General features: G+C 41.1%; 15 protein-coding genes. 11 read left to right on the top strand and 4 right to left on the bottom strand.

What is annotated here, in order from left to right; all coding sequences use genetic code 11:
* Position 1: 1 nt before the first annotated feature.
* The 11 genes from FLM48_RS13865 (at position 2) to rfbD (ending at position 12,759) form a co-directional block, all read left to right on the top strand.
* Positions 2–2,200, top strand: coding sequence for a DUF255 domain-containing protein (locus FLM48_RS13865; protein ID WP_179025033.1), 2,199 nt, complete (start codon positions 2–4; stop codon positions 2,198–2,200).
* A 189-nt stretch (positions 2,201–2,389) separates the two neighbouring features.
* Complete coding sequence (gene cysD / locus FLM48_RS13860) at positions 2,390–3,295, top strand: sulfate adenylyltransferase subunit CysD (RefSeq protein WP_028771765.1); 906 nt, start codon at positions 2,390–2,392, stop codon at positions 3,293–3,295.
* Positions 3,296–3,390: 95 nt separating this feature from the next.
* Positions 3,391–4,800, top strand: coding sequence for a sulfate adenylyltransferase subunit CysN (cysN, locus tag FLM48_RS13855; RefSeq protein WP_179025032.1), 1,410 nt, complete (start codon positions 3,391–3,393; stop codon positions 4,798–4,800).
* 154 nt (positions 4,801–4,954) lie between these two features.
* Positions 4,955–6,682 carry an SLC13 family permease gene (locus FLM48_RS13850; protein WP_179025031.1) on the top strand — a complete coding sequence of 576 codons (1,728 nt, stop codon included), beginning with the start codon at positions 4,955–4,957 and terminating at the stop codon, positions 6,680–6,682.
* 18 nt (positions 6,683–6,700) lie between these two features.
* Entirely contained in the window at positions 6,701–7,339 is a 639-nt protein-coding gene (gene cysC, locus FLM48_RS13845) for an adenylyl-sulfate kinase (RefSeq protein ID WP_179025030.1), read from the top strand.
* Between the two features lie 49 nt (positions 7,340–7,388).
* Entirely contained in the window at positions 7,389–8,348 is a 960-nt protein-coding gene (locus FLM48_RS13840; protein WP_179025029.1) for a DHH family phosphoesterase, read from the top strand.
* 24 nt (positions 8,349–8,372) lie between these two features.
* Positions 8,373–8,711: a hypothetical protein gene (locus FLM48_RS13835; protein ID WP_179025028.1), complete on the top strand. Its 339-nt coding sequence runs from the start codon at positions 8,373–8,375 to the stop codon at positions 8,709–8,711.
* 17 nt (positions 8,712–8,728) lie between these two features.
* A complete protein-coding gene (locus tag FLM48_RS13830) occupies positions 8,729–10,117 on the top strand; it encodes a phosphomannomutase CpsG (RefSeq protein WP_179025027.1) in 1,389 nt (462 codons plus the stop codon).
* Between the two features lie 2 nt (positions 10,118–10,119).
* Positions 10,120–11,271 carry a glycosyltransferase gene (locus FLM48_RS13825; RefSeq protein ID WP_179025026.1) on the top strand — a complete coding sequence of 384 codons (1,152 nt, stop codon included), beginning with the start codon at positions 10,120–10,122 and terminating at the stop codon, positions 11,269–11,271.
* A gap of 37 nt (positions 11,272–11,308) precedes the next feature.
* Entirely contained in the window at positions 11,309–11,860 is a 552-nt protein-coding gene (rfbC, locus tag FLM48_RS13820) for a dTDP-4-dehydrorhamnose 3,5-epimerase (protein ID WP_179025025.1), read from the top strand.
* The gene (rfbD, locus tag FLM48_RS13815; protein ID WP_179025024.1) at positions 11,857–12,759 is read left to right on the top strand and encodes a dTDP-4-dehydrorhamnose reductase; all 903 of its coding nucleotides are present in this window, start codon (positions 11,857–11,859) and stop codon (positions 12,757–12,759) included. Before rfbC ends, rfbD begins: the two co-directional genes overlap by 4 nt.
* A gap of 7 nt (positions 12,760–12,766) precedes the next feature.
* On the opposite strand, the gene FLM48_RS13810 is transcribed toward rfbD, so the two are convergent.
* Genes FLM48_RS13810 through rfbA form a run of 4 tightly spaced genes read right to left on the bottom strand, consistent with a single transcriptional unit; the run spans position 12,767 to position 17,575 of the window.
* Positions 12,767–13,435, bottom strand: a complete 669-nt coding sequence (locus FLM48_RS13810; protein ID WP_179025023.1) for an acetyltransferase — start codon at positions 13,433–13,435, stop codon at positions 12,767–12,769.
* Entirely contained in the window at positions 13,425–15,194 is a 1,770-nt protein-coding gene (locus FLM48_RS13805) for an asparagine synthase-related protein (protein WP_179025022.1), read from the bottom strand. Before FLM48_RS13805 ends, FLM48_RS13810 begins: the two co-directional genes overlap by 11 nt.
* Before the next feature lie 2 nt (positions 15,195–15,196).
* The gene (locus FLM48_RS13800; RefSeq protein WP_179025021.1) at positions 15,197–16,615 is read right to left on the bottom strand and encodes an MOP flippase family protein; all 1,419 of its coding nucleotides are present in this window, start codon (positions 16,613–16,615) and stop codon (positions 15,197–15,199) included.
* Positions 16,616–16,618: 3 nt separating this feature from the next.
* Positions 16,619–17,575, bottom strand: coding sequence for a glucose-1-phosphate thymidylyltransferase RfbA (gene rfbA / locus FLM48_RS13795; protein ID WP_179025020.1), 957 nt, complete (start codon positions 17,573–17,575; stop codon positions 16,619–16,621).
* Between the last annotated feature and the right edge of the window lie 5 nt (positions 17,576–17,580).

The raw sequence follows: 17,580 nt of genomic DNA, 5'->3' as shown, positions 1-17,580 counted from the left end.
GATGAAACGACTATTACATTGGGCCAAAGTGGTGTGTTTTGTTACGCTGCTTTTGGTTTCATTTGTAGCAAGTGCTACATCAGCTGAAAAACCAGCAAAACTCGAAGTTTATAATGAACTTAAATCTTGGTTGGTTGAGCAACATGTGATTGACACTGTTAGCGTTGTGCCGCCGTATTTGAACAACCTCATTTATGCAAACTCACCCTATCTCATTAGTCATGCATTACAACCGATCGATTGGCAAGAATGGCGTCCAGCGTTTGAAACCGGAAGCAATGACGATAAGTTACTGTTTATTTCTATTGGCTATTCAACTTGTCATTGGTGCCATGTCATGGCACAAGAGAGTTTCAGTAGTACTGAAGTTGCTGCAGTACTCAATGAAAGTTATGTCAGCGTTAAGGTCGATAGAGAGCAGTGGCCTTTAGTGGATACCCATTTTAAGTCTGCGTTAGAAGCAATGAAAGGTGAGGCTGGCTGGCCTATTAATGCCATTTTAACGCCGGATGGAAAACTAATTTGGATTGACTCCTATTTAGACAAACAATCTTTTACCAAGGTGCTGATTGGTTTAGCTAAGCGCTGGCAAACAAAGCCATCCGCAGTACAGGGGCTTGCTAAACGTGTTGAACAAAAACTTCTGCTTGATAAGCCGCCAGTCTCTAGTCGCAATAGTGTGCAATTGTCATCGAGCCAATGGCGTGAGGTCTTACCCAGGATTCACGCTGACATTAGTTCAGGGTTGGCTAAAGATCAACAAGCTGGTGGACCACGATTTTTCAGGGCTTATTGGCTGTTGGGCCTACTTGAACAGTACTTACGGCAACGAGACCTTGCAATTTTGCATCAAGTTCAAAACCACGTAGATGCAGTTATCGTCAGTCCAACTTATGATGCCATTGAAGGCGGTTTTCACCGCTACGCGGTTGATGGCGATTGGCAAGTGCCTCACTTTGAGAAAATGCTCTACACCCAAGCGAATATGTTGCGAGTATTGGCCAAGCTTTACGCTATCACAAAGCAAGCACGGTATAAGATAGCGATTTTGCAAACGGTTGAATGGACGGAGCGTTGGTTAAACCAACAAGCTGGCATGGGCTCTGCTGTATCGGCGTTATCTGAAGGGCTAGAAGGCACGTATTACCAACTCGCAGCCACTGAGCGTAGCAAAATCAACTATTCTGCTGATTGGCCACAAAGTGCTACTGTAAAAGCCTTACGACAAGCAAGAGCACAAAGAGTTAAGCCAGCTGTTGATGAGAAGGTTATTCTAAGTTGGAACAGTGCATATGTGGTCGCCCTGCTTGAGGCATATCAAGCTACCCAGTTGCAATCATTGTTAGATAAGGCCTTCGTTGTCTCAGATAAACTATGGCGCCATTTTGTCGATGAGGATCAAATCTATCGAAGCTCGTTTGCAGGTAGGGCTGCGATAAAAGCGGAGGCTGAAGATCTCGCCTGGTTCGCTAAGTCACAATTGATGTTGAGTTTCTACTCTCCTTTTATGATAGAAGAGCAAGACACAAGCTCTGCTAAGACAAAAAAAGATAGTCCCTATTATCGAGGGCAATTTTTGCTTAATAGACTGGTAGCAAGTATCGAAACTCCCGCTGCACTAGATAGAGTTATTAATCTCAATCGTGATGGCGAGATGCCTTCTGTACGCTCGGTAGCGTTTTCAGCCTTAACTTTAGGCTATAACCTCAGTCAGAAAAGGCAATACAAACAGTTTGCTAAGTCGGTAGGCGCATTAAGTGTAAATTGGCAGAGACAATTGGTTAATGAATATTCATTTGTGGTTCATCAGGCCAATGTTCTTGATGCCGTAAGTATTGGGCAAGCCAGTTTTGCGCGGGGGAACGGTAGGGTCATTGCAAGTGAAAAATCTAATTCTGTAGTGCTAAATTTTGAAATGGCCGCAGGTTGGCATATTAATGCTCACCAGATTGATAATCGCAGGCTGATCGCTACAGAGGTCAGTATTGAATCTGCAGATGAAATATTGACCTATCCGAATGCTATAGAAAAAAAGCTTGGCTTTGATAATCAAGTTTTACAGCTCTATGAAGGCAATTTCACTATAGCCGCGATGATACTAGAAGGTCAGAACTTTACCGGTGAAGTGAACCTAACTTTGCAAGCATGTTCCGATAAATTGTGTTTGCTTCCAGAAACCATAAAAATTCATGTTTTGTAAATTGGTTATTGAATATTTCTAACTGACTTTTCCTATTAACTAAGACAAAAACCAATTTGTTATCATTTTTTGTTATATATTCCTTAATGATTATAACTTTTAAATGTTTGTGTTGATGGTATGATGTAACGCAAATTTGAGGACTACCTCGAGTCATTGTCTTCGTTTAGTTTGGATACGGAACTCACTATGTCAGTAAATCTTACCCATTTAAAACAGTTAGAAGCTGAATCTATACAGATCATGCGTGAAGTCGCAGCCGAATTTGATAACCCGGTTATGCTCTACTCAGTCGGAAAAGACTCTTCAGTGCTGTTGCACTTAGCTAGAAAAGCATTTTATCCAGGTAAAATCCCTTTTCCATTGATGCATGTCGATACTAACTGGAAATTCAAAGAGATGATTGCTTTTCGCGATCAGATGGCTGAAAAGTACGGGTTTGATCTTATTGTGCATAAGAATCCCCGTGGTTTAGAAATGGGCGTTGGCCCATTTACTCACGGTAGTGCCAAGCATACCGACATAATGAAAACCGAAGGGCTAAAACAAGCGTTAGACAAGTATGGTTTTGATGCCGCATTTGGCGGTGCAAGGCGTGATGAAGAAAAATCGCGTGCAAAAGAGCGAGTGTACTCGTTCAGAGACAGTAAGCATCGTTGGGATCCTAAAAACCAACGCCCAGAGCTTTGGAATATCTACAATGGTAAGGTCGATAAAGGCGAGAGTATTCGTGTATTTCCTTTGTCTAACTGGACGGAGCTAGATATTTGGCAGTACATCTATTTAGAAAACATCGAGATCCCATCGCTTTATCTAGCTAAACCGCGCCCAGTTGTTGAGCGCGATGGTACTTTGATTATGGTAGACGATGAACGTATGCCGATTGAAGCGGATGATGTTGTTGAGCAAAAAATGGTTAGGTTCCGCACTTTAGGTTGTTACCCATTGACCGGCGCAGTTGAATCTGAGGCGACTACACTGCCAGAGATTATTCAGGAAATGCTGCTGTGTACAACATCAGAGCGTCAAGGACGTGTCATTGATAATGACTCAGCGGGTTCGATGGAGAAAAAGAAAATTGAAGGCTATTTCTAGAGCCTGAGGTGTTTCTCAAAACCAAATCATTTCATTCTAAATAATAGTACAAGCTTGCTGGCACTAATTGAGTGCAGCGAGTTAGAGGGATAAACATGAGCGCGAGTGCCAATTTAATAGCATCTGACATTGAAGCTTATTTAAAAGTACATGAAAATAAGGATATGCTGCGGGTTCTTACTTGTGGCAGTGTCGATGATGGTAAGTCTACCTTGATCGGCCGCTTGTTATATGACAGCAAAATGATTTTTGAAGATCAGATGGCTGCGATAGAGAAAGATTCAAAACGATTTAATACCACGGATGAGGCTTTTGATTTAGCTTTGTTGGTTGATGGTCTGCAGTCTGAGCGAGAGCAGGGAATCACCATCGATGTTGCTTATCGTTATTTTGCAACTGAACAGCGCAAATTTATCATCGCTGATACCCCTGGTCACGAGCAATATACTCGCAATATGGCCACCGGTGCTTCAACTTCAGATTTGGCTATTATCCTGATTGATGCTCGCCATGGTGTACAGGTTCAGACTCGACGTCATAGTTTCATCTGCTCGCAACTTGGTATTAAACACGTTGTGATAGCGATCAATAAGATGGATGCGGTTGACTACGATCAATCTGTTTATCAAAAAATCAAGCAAGATTACCGTGAGTTTGCCGAGTCATTGGCATTTGAAGACGTGCGTTTTGTGCCTATTTCAGCGCTAAAAGGCGACAATGTCGTTAATGAAAGCGAAAACATGAAATGGTATCCAGGCAGCACTTTGCTTAAATTGCTCAATACTGTTTCAGTTGCTCAAGATACTAGCGCGTCTTTCCGTTTCCAAGTGCAGTACGTTAATCGTCCGAATCTTGATTTCCGTGGCTTCTGTGGAACCATTGCCTCCGGAGATATTAGGGTCGGTGACACCGTCGTTTCTTTGCCTTCTGGTAAAGAAAGTAAGATCAAGTCAATTGTCACTTTTGACGGTGAGCTTGAAAAAGCCTCTGTCGGCATGGCTGTAACATTGACATTAGCAGACGAGATTGATGTCAGCCGCGGTGATATGTTGGTGAGACCACATGATCAACCCGCGTCGTCGAGCCACCTAGAAGCTGATGTGGTATGGATGGCCGAGGAGCCGCTGCAGTTAGACCGAGAGTACGCAATTAAAGTTGGTAGTAAGGCCGTATATGGTTATGCTGATGCCATCAATCACAAAGTTGATGTTAATACGCTTGAAAAGCATGATGCGCAACAATTAGCACTGAATGAAATGGGCAACTGCCACTTTACGGTAACGGCACCTATTCAATTTGACGCTTATGGTGAGAACCGTGCCACCGGCGCATTTATCATTATCGATCGCCTAACTAATGTGACAGTCGGTGCCGGCATGATACGCGGTGCCATTGATGGTACGACTAAACCTCAGCATGAGTATTCAGAGTTTGAACTTGAAATGAACGCTCTTGTGCGTAAGCACTTCCCACATTGGGGAGCTAAAGATATTTCTAGAACATAACGATTGCTGAGTCTAGAAAGTCACTATGTAGTGTTATTAAACACTATGAAAAACAAAGTCGCTTATAGTAATCTGAGGATCTATTGTAAGCGGCTTTTATTTTGTTACTTTAGTAACTTGTAAGTCATGAACTTTTGTTCTGTTGGTTGGTGCGATGTCTATTGAGACTATCTCTACTGTTGCGATATTTATATTAACGATTATAGGGTTAATACGCTTTCAGCGAAAACCCGCAGCGGTGCTCGGCTGTGCTTTGTTGGCATTATCGGTATTGGGCTTGGTGACACAGCAACAACTGTTGAGTAGTATGGTCAATCCTGGTTTAGTTACCTTGATCCTACTTATATTGTGCTCCTTTGCGCTGGAAAAAACCCGCTTGTTACGAGTGATTGCTGCAAAGGTTATTGTTAAATCCTACCATTCTACGTGGCTGCGTTTATTTGGTATTACGGCAATATGCTCAGCTTTTCTTAACAATACGGCTGTCGTGGCCACGCTAATATCTCCAATACGCAATAATCCGCACCACGGTGCTAGCAAACTACTGTTACCGCTCTCTTATGCAGCCATATTAGGTGGTACGTTAACCCTGATCGGTACCTCGACTAATCTGATCGTAAACAGTCTCTTTATTGATGCCACAGGTGATGGACTTGCCTTTTTCTCATTTACGATATTGGGCTGTTTTTTAGTGGTTGGTTGCGGGTTAACTTTAGCCCTGACTAGTCGTTGGTTACCCAACGTTACAACCAATGAGCTGGATTACAAAGGGTATTTTATTGACGCTAAAGTTAAAGCAGGTTCGGAGCTGATTGGCAGATCCGTTGAATCAAACGGCTTGCGTCATCTTGAGTCATTGTTTTTAGTCGAAGTGGTACGAGAAGGTCGCTTAATCACGCCAGTAAGCCCAAGCGAGATTTTACAAGAAGCTGATAGACTCGTATTTAGTGGCGATATTACCAAGGTTATGCAGATTTCGCAGTTCTCAGGGTTAGAGTTATTTGCGGACAAAAATGGACTGCTCGGCACTAACCTCAATGAAGTTGTCGTTAAAGAAGAGAGTGTGTTGGTGGGTCGAACTCTGAAAACCTCGGGGTTTCGAGCGCTGTTTGATGCCGCTGTTGTGGCTATTAGCCGAGATGGCGCGCAAGTTTCAGGTAAGCTGGGTGAAGTGGTGATCAAAGCGGGCGACTTTTTAGTGCTGGCTGTAGGTGATGACTTTAGTACTCGGCGCAACTTAACTAAGAATTTCATCTTACTCAGTGGTGTCGCGCCAGAAACCCGCATTAGCGGCCCGAAAGCGTGGTTGGCGACAGCCGGCTTCATTGGCGTTATTGCCTTAAGTGCACTTGGGCTCATTGATATGTTACTTGGGCTTTTGGCTTTGTTTGGTGCGCTAATTTTTAGTGGCAGCTTAAATACCAATGAAGTGATTCGACGTTTCCCTGTCGATATCTGGGTGGTAGTCACCTCTGCGATATTGATGTCGCAGGCGTTGGTTAATGCTGGAGTGGATGTTGCCATTGCACAGTGGGTTGCAGGGTTTACCGACTTAGGTCATGTGTATATGGCATTGATCTTGGTGTACCTATTGACTTGGATTTTGACCGAGCTAGTCACTAACAATGCAGCGGCGGCGTTGATGTTTCCTATAGCATACAGTATTGCACTTGGTTTTGGGGTTGATGTGATGCCGTTTGTTATGACCGTAGCTTTTGCGGCGAGCGGTAGTTTTATTAGCCCTTACGGGTATCAAACTAATTTGATGGTGTTTAACGCTGGTCAATATCGATTGATTGATTTTATTAAAGTCGGTGCTCCAGTGAGCTTGGTTTATGCGCTCATTGTGATTATTGGCGTACCGATTCTATTTCCATTTTAAAGCATTATAAGGATTGTTATGGCTGATACGCCTTACAAAGAGGTTGCTGATGTAACGAGCAAATCATCAGATGTGATGTGGCACAAAGCAGATGTCTCATCGACTGATAGACAAGAGCTGAATAAACAAAAGCCCGCAGTTCTTTGGTACACAGGGTTAAGTGGATCGGGCAAATCGACCGTTGCGAATGCCGTTGATCGCAAGTTGTTTGAGCGCGGCTGCCATACCTATGTGCTCGATGGTGACAACGTTCGCCATGGTCTTAATGGTGACTTGGGCTTTAGTGATAAAGATAGAGTTGAGAACATTAGGCGGATTGGCGAAGTCGCTAAGCTGTTTGTCGATGCAGGTCTGATTGTCTCAACTGCCTTTATCTCACCATTTAGAGCTGATAGAGAAATGGTGAGAGAGCTACTTGAGGTCAGTCAGTTTATTGAAGTTTTTATTGATACTCCTATTGAAGTGTGCGAAAGCCGAGATCCGAAAGGCTTGTATAAGAAAGCACGTGCAGGTGAAATAAAGCACTTTACCGGTATTGATTCTGCCTATGAAGCTCCGCAAAATGCGGACATTCATGTTAGAACTGATGATCAGTCAATCGAAGCATGTGCAGATCAAGTGGTGGATTTGCTGTTGTCTAAACACTATATCGCGTAGTCAAACTAAAATTGAGCCGGCATGATTCGCGTACAAAAAAGGAAGTAGCATGATTTTTGATGTATTTAATGGCGACGCTGATGGCATTTTATCGCTGTTACAGCTAAGGAAAGCTAACCCACAAGACTCTAAGCTGATAACTGGGGTCAAGCGGGATATCTCGTTGTTAAAAAAAGTATCACTTGATCAAGCAAGCCATGTCAACGTACTTGATATTTCTATGGAAAAGAATGTCTTAGCATTAACAGAGTTACTTGAGAAAGAGATCCCTGTGTTTTATGCAGACCACCATCGAAGTGGAGACATCCCGGCATCCTCATTGTTGCAGGCCCATATTGACCCACATCCTAATACTTGCACGGCGCTGATTATAGATAACATTTTGTCGGGAGAATATCATTTATGGGCGATAGCGGCCGCTTTTGGCGACAATTTAAATTCCCGTGCTTTTCAACTAGCGAAAGAGCGCGGATTATCTGAGGTACAGGCTAAGTTATTGCAAGAGTTAGGTGTATTGATTAACTACAATGGCTATGGTGCATCGGTTGCAGATTTACATTATGATCCAGCAGAATTATTTCGGCTGTTGATGACATATGATTCACCGTTCGATGTGATTGATGATGACAGTTCACCGTTTAATGTACTTAAAAGTGCCTACAGTGATGACATCACGAGAGCAAGATCGGAGAAACCACAGCATAACTCTGATATTCTTATGGTTACCGAGTTACCAAATAGTGCTTGGGCAAGAAGGGTTAGTGGTGTATTTGGCAATATGCTTGCTAATGAGTCACCCAATAAAGCTCACGCTGTACTTACCAAAAATTTAGACGGTGACACTTATACGGTTTCTTTGCGTGCACCATTAAACAATAAGCAAGGTGCGGGCGATATTTGTGCTTCTTTCGCTACTGGCGGGGGGCGAGCAGCAGCTGCAGGTATTAATGCGCTACCTATTAATCTTCTCTCTGAATTTATCGATACCGTAGAGGGGGGTTATCGTTAAACTGAATTTATTAAATGAGAAAAGATGTTAGCAGATAAGCTTAAATACTTTTTAGAGACTTCTGCGCCGATTTTGTTCCAAGAGTATAACGTCGGTGCCGACTTAAGTCTTATTTCCGAACAATTTGACGAACTGGCAATTGCCTACTTGGCCACCATGGAGGATAGCTACCCTATTCTGACAACAGGTATTGCAAATGAAGAACTGCAGCGTTGGGGGCCGTATTGGGAGCTATTGGGCCCATATGTATGTGCTGATACCAATGAGTTTATTGTTGGTTTAGCGTTGCGTTCTGTTAATACTATATATCTTCATGCCTCCTACATACCTCGAACCCATCAATACATAGTTCAATCGAATTGATTAAAAAGAGAATATACATGTCAGATACCCTTTCTTGTTTTAAAGCTTACGATATTCGTGGTCAATTGGGCTCTGAATTAGATAAAGATATTGCTTATAGAATTGGCCGTGCCTTCGGCGAATTGTTGGTAAAAGAAGGGGGAGCGCCATGTTCCAAAACCGTTGTTGTTGGTGGAGATATCCGCCATAGCTCTGAAGAGTTAAAGCTGGCATTAGCTGATGGTTTGATGGACTCAAGCGTTAATGTAATTGATATAGGTATGACGGGCACTGAGGAGATCTATTTTGCTACTCATCATTTGCAGTTAGCAGGAGGTGTGGAAGTGACCGCGAGCCACAATCCTATCGACTACAATGGTATGAAATTAGTCAGAGAGCATGCAAAGCCCGTTAGTGGTGATACAGGACTTTTTGAAATTAAGCACTTAGCCGAGCTAAATGATTTTAGAAGTGACTTACCAAAAGGTAGCTATGAGCAGTATTCCAACTTGAGCGCGTATGTTGAGCACCTTTTGACCTATATTGATAATGCGAAAATAAAGCCTTTGAGGTTGGTGGTTAATTCCGGTAATGGCGCAGCTGGCCATGTCGTCGATGAGCTTGAATCAGCGTTTAGCAGATTCAATGTGCCTATCGAGTTCATTAAAGTACATCACGATGCCGATGGTGATTTTCCAAATGGCATCCCAAATCCATTACTGCCTGAATGTCGAGCAGATACATCCAAAGCAGTGATTGAATATAGAGCAGATTTTGGTATTGCCTGGGATGGAGATTTTGATCGGTGTTTTTTGTTTGATGAATCGGGCGAATTTATTGAAGGTTATTACATTGTGGGTTTGTTGGCTGAAGCCTTTTTACAGAAAAGACCATCTGAGAAAATTATTCATGATCCAAGATTGACTTGGAATACCATAGATATGGTTGAAGCCAATGGCGGTACAGCGGTAATGTCAAAAACGGGACATGCTTTCATTAAAGAACGCATGCGAAAGGAAGATGCTATATATGGTGGTGAGATGAGCGCTCATCATTATTTTAGGGATTTTGCATACTGCGATAGTGGGATGATTCCTTGGCTACTGATTGCCGAGCTTTTATGTGTTAAAGGCAAACCGCTATCTGAGTTAGTTAAGGAAAGGATTGCAGCATTTCCTTCACCTGGAGAGATTAACTCAATAGTTGATGATGCAGATGTTGCGATTGAGCGCGTGTTGGCGAGATACCGCAATGACGCATGTTTGTTAGATGGAACCGATGGCATAAGCTTAGAGTTTGATATTTGGCGTTTTAATCTGCGAAAGTCGAACACTGAACCTTTGTTGAGACTAAATATTGAATCGCGCGGTGATCGACAACTATTGAAAGCAAAAACCAATGAATTGTTAAGGCTAATTCGTCAGTAATTATGAAATCTATTTTACATATTGGTAAGTTCTATCCGCCATTTTTTGGTGGGATAGAGAACTTTATGGCCGAGCTATTACCTGCTTGTCAACAATTGGGCACCAAACAGTCGGCCTTAGTGCATAATACTGAGCTTATTCGCTCTGTCGAGGAGATAGATGGAGTAACAATTTATCGTTCAGCACGCCTAGGTCTGCTGATGTTCGCACCGATAAGCCCTTGGTTCTTGTCTGATCTTCATAGCGCAATGGATGAACAAACTCCCGATATATTGCATATCCATATGCCTAACTTATCTGCTTTTTGGTTGCTTCTCAGCCATAAAGCCAGAAAAGTCCCTTGGATTGTACATTGGCACGCTGATGTAGTTGGAGATAGGCCTAAGTGGTTTATAAAGTTGTTTTATCCGTTTTATCGTGTTTTTGAAAGAGCGATATTAAAGCGGGCAAAAATGGTTATTTGTACTTCCCCCCACTATAGAGATTCAAGTTCTCCTTTGTTGTCATATTCAGACAAGCTATGCGTGGTTCCTTTAGGTTTACATGCTGTATCGCCTGCTGAGAACAATTCATCAGTGGTATGTAGAGCTGCTAGCCCAATTATTAAGGTGCTTGTGGTCGGCCGATTGTCTTATTACAAAGGGCATAGTGTATTGTTTTCGGCACTGTCTGAATTACCAGTCGAGTTGCGCAAAAAAGTCGAAGTAAAAGTTGTTGGTATTGGTGAGCTCGAACAGCAATTAAGCGATATGTTAAAAAGTCTGGAGTTGGATAATGTTACCATGCTAGGTCAGGTTTCTAGTGAAGAGATTAATCCACTCTATGACTGGTGTGATCTAATTTGTTTACCCTCAATAGAAAGAACTGAAGCTTTTGGTTTAGTTATCTTAGAAGCAGCTAGGCAATCCAAACCTGCGCTAGTAACTGATGTTCACGGTTCTGGTATGAGCTGGGTGGTCGAGGATAAAAGTACAGGCTGGGTTGTTGAATCCAATAATGCTGATGCATTGTCCAGTCAATTGACTGAAATAATTCAGCAGCCAGGGCAGTGTATTACATTTGGAGGCTTAGCATATAAACGGTTTGCGAAAAAGTTTAGTATTAACTCGGTGGCGCAAGAGATCACCGATGTTTATTATTCGTGCTCATTATAAACAACAGATATTTAGTCTATCAGCCAGTTATTAATTTATGAACTTTATCAGTACAGAAATTGAGGATGTAAAACTCATTGAACCCATTGTTCATAGCGATGAGCGTGGGTACTTTATGGAGGTTTTCGATGAAAGTGAGTTTCGTCAACAATGTGGGAATTATATCTTTATTAGAGAAAATCAAAGTTTGTCATCGCAAAATGTCTTGCGCGGATTGCACTATCAGACTCAGCATACTCAAGGAAAGTTGATTAGAGTTGTTCGGGGTCAAGTATTTGATGTTGCAGTAGATATTCGTGATGGTTCTCCCACATATGGGCAATGGGTAGGCCATATTCTATCTGAGGTTAATAAACTGCAACTATGGGTCCCACCTGGTTTTGCTCATGGCTTCTATGTCATGTCGTCTTTAGCCGAGGTTGTGTATAAATGTACAGACAAATACGATCCAAGTTCAGAAGTGTCTATTAGTTGGAAAGACCCTGAAATAGCAATAAAATGGCCGTTTTCTGATGATCATGAGCCTATTCTCTCTGTTAGAGATAGCAACGCTCAGTCTTTCGCTGACGCTAAAAAGTTATTTCTATGATAAAAGTAATGGTAACTGGTAAGTGCGGAATGTTGGCCCGAGAGTTAGCCTATACGCTAATTGGTGATGTTGAAAGTATATTTCTTGATTCTAATAAACTTGATGTTACAGATGTGAAGCAAGTGAGAACACAGATAAAACATCACCAACCAGATATTATTATCAATTGTGCTGCTTATACTTCGGTTGAGAATGCAGAAAAGCAAGCTGAGTTAGCATACACAGTTAATGAGAGAGGGGCGAGCAATCTTGCATACGTATGCGCAGAACAGAATTTATTCTTAATACATATATCTACTGACTATGTATTTTCAGGAGAAAAGGGTAAGCCATATTATCCGAGTGATGAACCTAAGCCTGTCAATGTATATGGAGCCTCTAAATTAGCTGGTGAGCACAGAGTTATTGAACGGATGTCTAAAAATGTGCTCATTATTAGAACTTCTTGGCTGTATTCTGAGTTTGGCAACAACTTTGTTAATACGATGCTTAGTCGAATGCAAAAGTGTCAGTCACTTACTGTAGTTGATGATCAATTTGGTAGCCCAACTTGGGCTCGAGGTTTGGCTGAATTTATATGGACGTATATCAAAACTATTTCAAAACTATCAACCTCAGAGCATTGCAGCTCACAGATTATTCATTGGACTGATTTAGGAGTGACCAGTTGGTATGAATTTGCTTTGGTTATTCAGCAACAAGCTTTATTTCTAGGCTTGATTCATGGGCGGGTTGAGATTAGACCGATAGACTCTGCAAGCAGTCCTTTTAAAGCTCGTAGACCTAAAAACTCGACTCTAGGGCACACCAAAGGAAGTACTCAGCTTTTATTGACTCAGCAGCATTGGCAAGTGCAATTGCAACAGATGTTGAGCGAAATGAAAAATAATCGATCGTAGAATTCGGTCACTTTAAATATTTGCTACCTAATACCCGTTTAGATATGGCTTTTGCCGGTGTGCCTACAGCTAATTGATTGCTCTCGATATTGCTAATGACGGTACTTCCAGCCCCTATCAAACAGTTTTCCCCTATTGTTACCTTCTCGATTATTACAGCTCCTGCACCAACAACAGAGAATTGCTTTACACGTACTGAGCCACAGAGTGTCGCGCCCGGTGATGTACTCGCGAAGTTGTCAATTATACAGTCGTGGTCAATGCTTGAGCCATGGTTTACTACAACGTGCTCCTTAATGACAGCAGAGGGACCGATACAGGCATTTGCCATTATAATACTGCCACTAGCAATATGAGCATGTTTACTTACAGTAGCATTGCGATGAACGATAGATATAAAATTAATATTTATACTAAACTTCTTCAATTTTTCTAATATGTTATAACGGCTATAATTGTCACCGATTGCAAGAAACAGGTTAAGTGGTTGTTGTTGAATAACTAGTGAGGGAATATCATTCACTTTACCGACTATAGGATAATTTAAGCTCATATCATGTTGACTTTTAAAGTCATCAATTAGGCCTGCAATAAGGTATTGCTCAGTTGATTCTATCGCATCAATTACAACTTTTGCATGGCCGCCACTACCGATGATATAAACCTTAGGCTTCATCTAAGTTCCTATATTTTTCAATTTGATTTAGATAAATAGAAAACGTTAGTAAAGCTCCGATGTTTTCTGCATTATTGGGTTTATTTTTATAAAAATTAGCCAATTGGGATCTGATCAGCCCCTCAGGTACATACTTATGGATTGGTGAGTTCTGTTGCAGCAAGAGTTTATCTATTTTATTTTTAAACTCAGGCTTTTGCATCCAATCCGTATAAGCTGTGTAGTTTTTCTTATAGTTGATCTTTCTAAATATGCTGTAAGCGAGTCCAGACAATGGGCTTGACTTAATGAGGTTGATTAGTTTTCTCTTCAACGGTACCTCATGCATACTGCTATCGTTTTGGCGTTCAATAGAGATTGGTTTTCCTGTTTGCTGCCAAGGAATACTCTCAAAGTACTCAGGGTAGTACTTTAACAACATTGCATTGTAAATACAGCTATTGGCTCTGAATGAGTCGGGTAATGAATAGCAAAAATCGAGTAAGTCAGTATCCATAAAAGGCTTTAAGTTATGTAATTGGCTGCTTAATAGATCTGTTCCAGTCGCTATAAAGCGAACCCCACGGTTATAGATTAGTGCAGGATCATGTTTACATTTGCCAAAATAGTTTGGGTTGATGTCAATTAAAGACCCAAGGGCAGGGTAGCGCTCTGTTATAATGGGCTCGGAGATACCTTGGTCTAAATGATTATTGAGTAAGTAACTGCCGCCTAAAACTGCGTCTCCTAGATACCCATTTAACAAATAATTACTATCTAGGGTGATTTCTTTTACCGATCCTAAGGCATGCATATGAAGTACATTGAACATGCCATCGGTTTGCCAGATACCAGACTCTCTTCCTTCGAACCAGTTTTCATGACTGATGGTTCTCAGTGTATTCTCTACTTTTGCTACTTTGGCTACTGTTTTGGCAATGATAGCGTCGTCGCAGTCAGGATTACCAAAAGTAAATGTTGTAATTTGTCCGCTAAAATGCTTTTTTGCTGCAGCTAGGATAACTCTGGAGTCTAAGCCTCCACTTAATGTCACAGCTAAGTTTGGTTGTTTTATGTAGCTTAAGCACCTGCGCATAGCATTATCGAAGTGAAGATATAGTTTATCAGTTGCTTCTTCAAAACTAATCTCATGGTCGATACTGATGGCTGCCCAACTCCAATATTGTGACTTGATTATTTTTCCAGTGTTCAGGTCTACTTCGCAAAGAGTGGCAGGCGGAATGCGCTTAATACCTTCAAACCAAGTCTGTTGATTAAGCATATGGCCTAATTGGCAGAATATTTCTACTGCTTGTGCATCAATAGTAAGTGCGATTTTATTGTTTAATATTAAAGACTTTATCTCCGAAGAAAAGCCTTGAAATTGGCTGTCATGTTCTGCAATGTAAAGTGGCTTTATGCCATAGCGGTCGCATGCAAGTGATAATGACTGTTTTACCTTGTCATAAATAAGAATAGAGAAATAGCCATTTGCCTGTGCTAAACTTTCAGCTAGTTGACCATTTTTGTATGCTTCTAAAAGTACTTGTAGCGGATTATCGCTGTCTTGGTTATTGAACGAAAACAAATCGCCTATAAGTGTAATTAGGTATTGTTCAGTTTCTAGATATTGATAGCCGATGTCTGTTTTGATGGCGCTGATTTGTAATTGTAATTTTTCGTCTTGAAACTCTTTAACTGCTTTATTAGACAGTAAAGTGAAAGAGTTGGCACCAAAAGAAGTTATATGCTCACCGATAAAACCTGTTAGTCCTGGCATAATTATCTATTCCTTATCTCTTGAACTGTCTTTTTAACAATGGGGACCAACATCAGTGTGTACGTGATAACAAGCAGAACTATTTCTGTGATATCCGTGACATTGGGTAACAATAAGTGGCAAATCGACACAAATATGAGTGAAAGGGTACAAAGTACAATAGATTGCTTGAAAGCACTTAAGAACCTTCTAAGTGATAACTTCCCAACTGGCTTAACAAGGACGAGCCAGTGGGCAAAAAATAGAATGACTTGTTGAGCTACCAACGCTTTGACAATCCATTCTAAACCAAACGGAAAGCTAACGATTACGACCGCAGGACGTGTAATGGTGACTACAATATTCCACCAAAATGCCCGTTTTACCTCTCCTGTAGCCCTAAGCATTGCCCCTACAGGGTTAATCAATGAGATAAATAGCATGTACACAGCAAGCCAGCGTAACAATTCGGCATACTCCGCCCATTCTGCTCCAAACACTACTCCTAATATGGTTCCTGGGTATAGCATAAAAGCCAGATAAAGTGGCAAATTCAATAGACTTAAAACTCTAAGAATTTGCCAGTATATATCCGCAATAGCATGTTGATCCTTATAATGAGACATTAATGGGAATGTTACCTTATGTACCACAGGATTAATGAGTTGCATTGCAGGTCTAAATACCAAAGCTTTGATGTAAGAATATACTCCTAAAGACTCGGCTCCCATAAGTTTCCCTATTAAAAGCTGATCAAACTGGGCACTCATAAAGTTGATACATGCTTCACTTGCTTGATAAAAGCCATATTTGATAGGTTCTTTAATCGACTTCCAGTCTAAAGTCGAAAAATTTGGTAACCTAGTTTTGCTCAATGATATAATTAGTAGCCCTAAAACGCTGGCTGCAATCAGTTGGCTAATGACAATTGCTGACATTCGCATATCGTAGTTTAGACATAAGATGAGTGATAAAAAGCCAATAAGTGCGGCAATTGTTTCAGCTTTAGCCAATAAATTAAATTTAAAATTCTGTTGTAATAATGCCATTGGTTGCTGAAACAAGCTTCTTATAAAAAACACGGGAGATAAGGCAATGAGAAGCTGAACTAAGTCAGGCATTTCAAAAAAAATGCTGATCGGTATTGATAGCAACAACACAACTAAAGTGAGCGATAAACCAAACCCGATATTTATCAGATAGAGCGAATTAAGTTGTGTTTTACTTAGATTTTTAAAATAAATAATCGCATTAGATAGGCCCGCATCTCCAAAAATTTGTGCAAAACCAACAACCAAGTTTACGATAGCTAAAACACCTAGTTCAGTTGGCGTTAAGTAACGTGCGACGATAAGAAGTTGGGCAACCTGAAGGACCGCTCTAAATAAAGTTGAACCGGCAGTCCAAGAAACTCCCTTAGCTGCCGTTTTAGCTATGTTCATTGGCTAGTTCACAGGTTGATAGAAAGGGTCATCAATAACCTGTAAAAGGTATTTTCCGTAGCCGCTTTTTAGTTGTTCATTGGCTAGTTTGATTAATTGTTGCTTGTTAATAAAGCCCCTGCGATAAGCAACTTCTTCAGGGCAGGCCACTTTCAAGCCTTGGCTTCTTTCAATTGTAGCTATTAACTGGGTTGCCTCGGCTAAACTATCGTGAGTGCCAGTATCAAGCCAAGCTGTACCACGCCCCATCATTTCCAGGAAAAGTTGATTGTTATTTAGGTAAACTCTATTTAAGTCAGTTATTTCTAGTTCACCGCGCTCAGAAGGTGTCAGTTTTTTAGCATATTCAACAGCATGCTTATCAAAAAAGTATAGTCCAGTGAGAGCATAGTTAGATTTAGGTTTTAGTGGTTTCTCTTCTACTGAAATAACTTTTAGATGAGTGTCAAACTCTACGATTCCATATCGCTCTGGATCGGCGACATGATAACCAAATACAGTTGCTCCTTCTAACCTATCATTGGCACTCTTTAACACATTGGAGAAGTCCCTAGCATAGAAAATGTTATCTCCTAGTATAAGGGCGCAAGGAGATTCCTGTAGGAAATCCTCTCCAATAGTTAATGCTTCCGCTAACCCGTTAGGTTCGGCTTGAATGGCAAACTGTATGTCGATTCCCCATTGATTACCATTGCCGAGCAAGTCGATAAATTGAGGTTGATCTTTAGCCGTAGTGATAATCAGAATTTCATCGATACCTGCAAGCATTAAAGTAGAAAGCGGATAATAAATCATAGGCTTATCATAAACAGGTACTAGTTGTTTACTTATTGCTCTCGTTATTGGATATAGTCTAGTACCTGAACCACCGGCGAGAATGATGCCTTTACGCTTTTCAGTCACGTTATTTAACCTGTTAGTATTATTGCTAGTTTTATAAAAATATTGCTGTAAACTCATCGGAT

Source organism: Shewanella sp. Scap07, assembly GCF_013394145.1.
GTDB lineage: Bacteria > Pseudomonadota > Gammaproteobacteria > Enterobacterales > Shewanellaceae > Shewanella > Shewanella waksmanii.
Note: the sequence above shows the minus strand (reverse complement) of the source record. Positions and strands in the feature narration are given on the sequence as shown.

Excerpts from the sequence above, each read along its gene's own strand:
- FLM48_RS13800 (WP_179025021.1), bottom strand. The coding sequence starts at position 16,615 with ATGAACATAGCTAAAACGGCAGCTAAGGGAGTTTCTTGGACTGCCGGT.
- rfbA (WP_179025020.1), bottom strand. The coding sequence starts at position 17,575 with ATGAGTTTACAGCAATATTTTTATAAAACTAGCAATAATACTAACAGG.
- cysN (WP_179025032.1), top strand. The coding sequence starts at position 3,391 with ATGAGCGCGAGTGCCAATTTAATAGCATCTGACATTGAAGCTTATTTA.
- FLM48_RS13865 (WP_179025033.1), top strand. The coding sequence starts at position 2 with ATGAAACGACTATTACATTGGGCCAAAGTGGTGTGTTTTGTTACGCTG.
- FLM48_RS13805 (WP_179025022.1), bottom strand. The coding sequence starts at position 15,194 with ATGCCAGGACTAACAGGTTTTATCGGTGAGCATATAACTTCTTTTGGT.
- FLM48_RS13830 (WP_179025027.1), top strand. The coding sequence starts at position 8,729 with ATGTCAGATACCCTTTCTTGTTTTAAAGCTTACGATATTCGTGGTCAA.
- FLM48_RS13810 (WP_179025023.1), bottom strand. The coding sequence starts at position 13,435 with ATGAAGCCTAAGGTTTATATCATCGGTAGTGGCGGCCATGCAAAAGTT.
- cysC (WP_179025030.1), top strand. The coding sequence starts at position 6,701 with ATGGCTGATACGCCTTACAAAGAGGTTGCTGATGTAACGAGCAAATCA.
- rfbC (WP_179025025.1), top strand. The coding sequence starts at position 11,309 with ATGAACTTTATCAGTACAGAAATTGAGGATGTAAAACTCATTGAACCC.
- rfbD (WP_179025024.1), top strand. The coding sequence starts at position 11,857 with ATGATAAAAGTAATGGTAACTGGTAAGTGCGGAATGTTGGCCCGAGAG.
- FLM48_RS13850 (WP_179025031.1), top strand. The coding sequence starts at position 4,955 with ATGTCTATTGAGACTATCTCTACTGTTGCGATATTTATATTAACGATT.
- FLM48_RS13825 (WP_179025026.1), top strand. The coding sequence starts at position 10,120 with ATGAAATCTATTTTACATATTGGTAAGTTCTATCCGCCATTTTTTGGT.
- FLM48_RS13840 (WP_179025029.1), top strand. The coding sequence starts at position 7,389 with ATGATTTTTGATGTATTTAATGGCGACGCTGATGGCATTTTATCGCTG.
- cysD (WP_028771765.1), top strand. The coding sequence starts at position 2,390 with ATGTCAGTAAATCTTACCCATTTAAAACAGTTAGAAGCTGAATCTATA.
- FLM48_RS13835 (WP_179025028.1), top strand. The coding sequence starts at position 8,373 with ATGTTAGCAGATAAGCTTAAATACTTTTTAGAGACTTCTGCGCCGATT.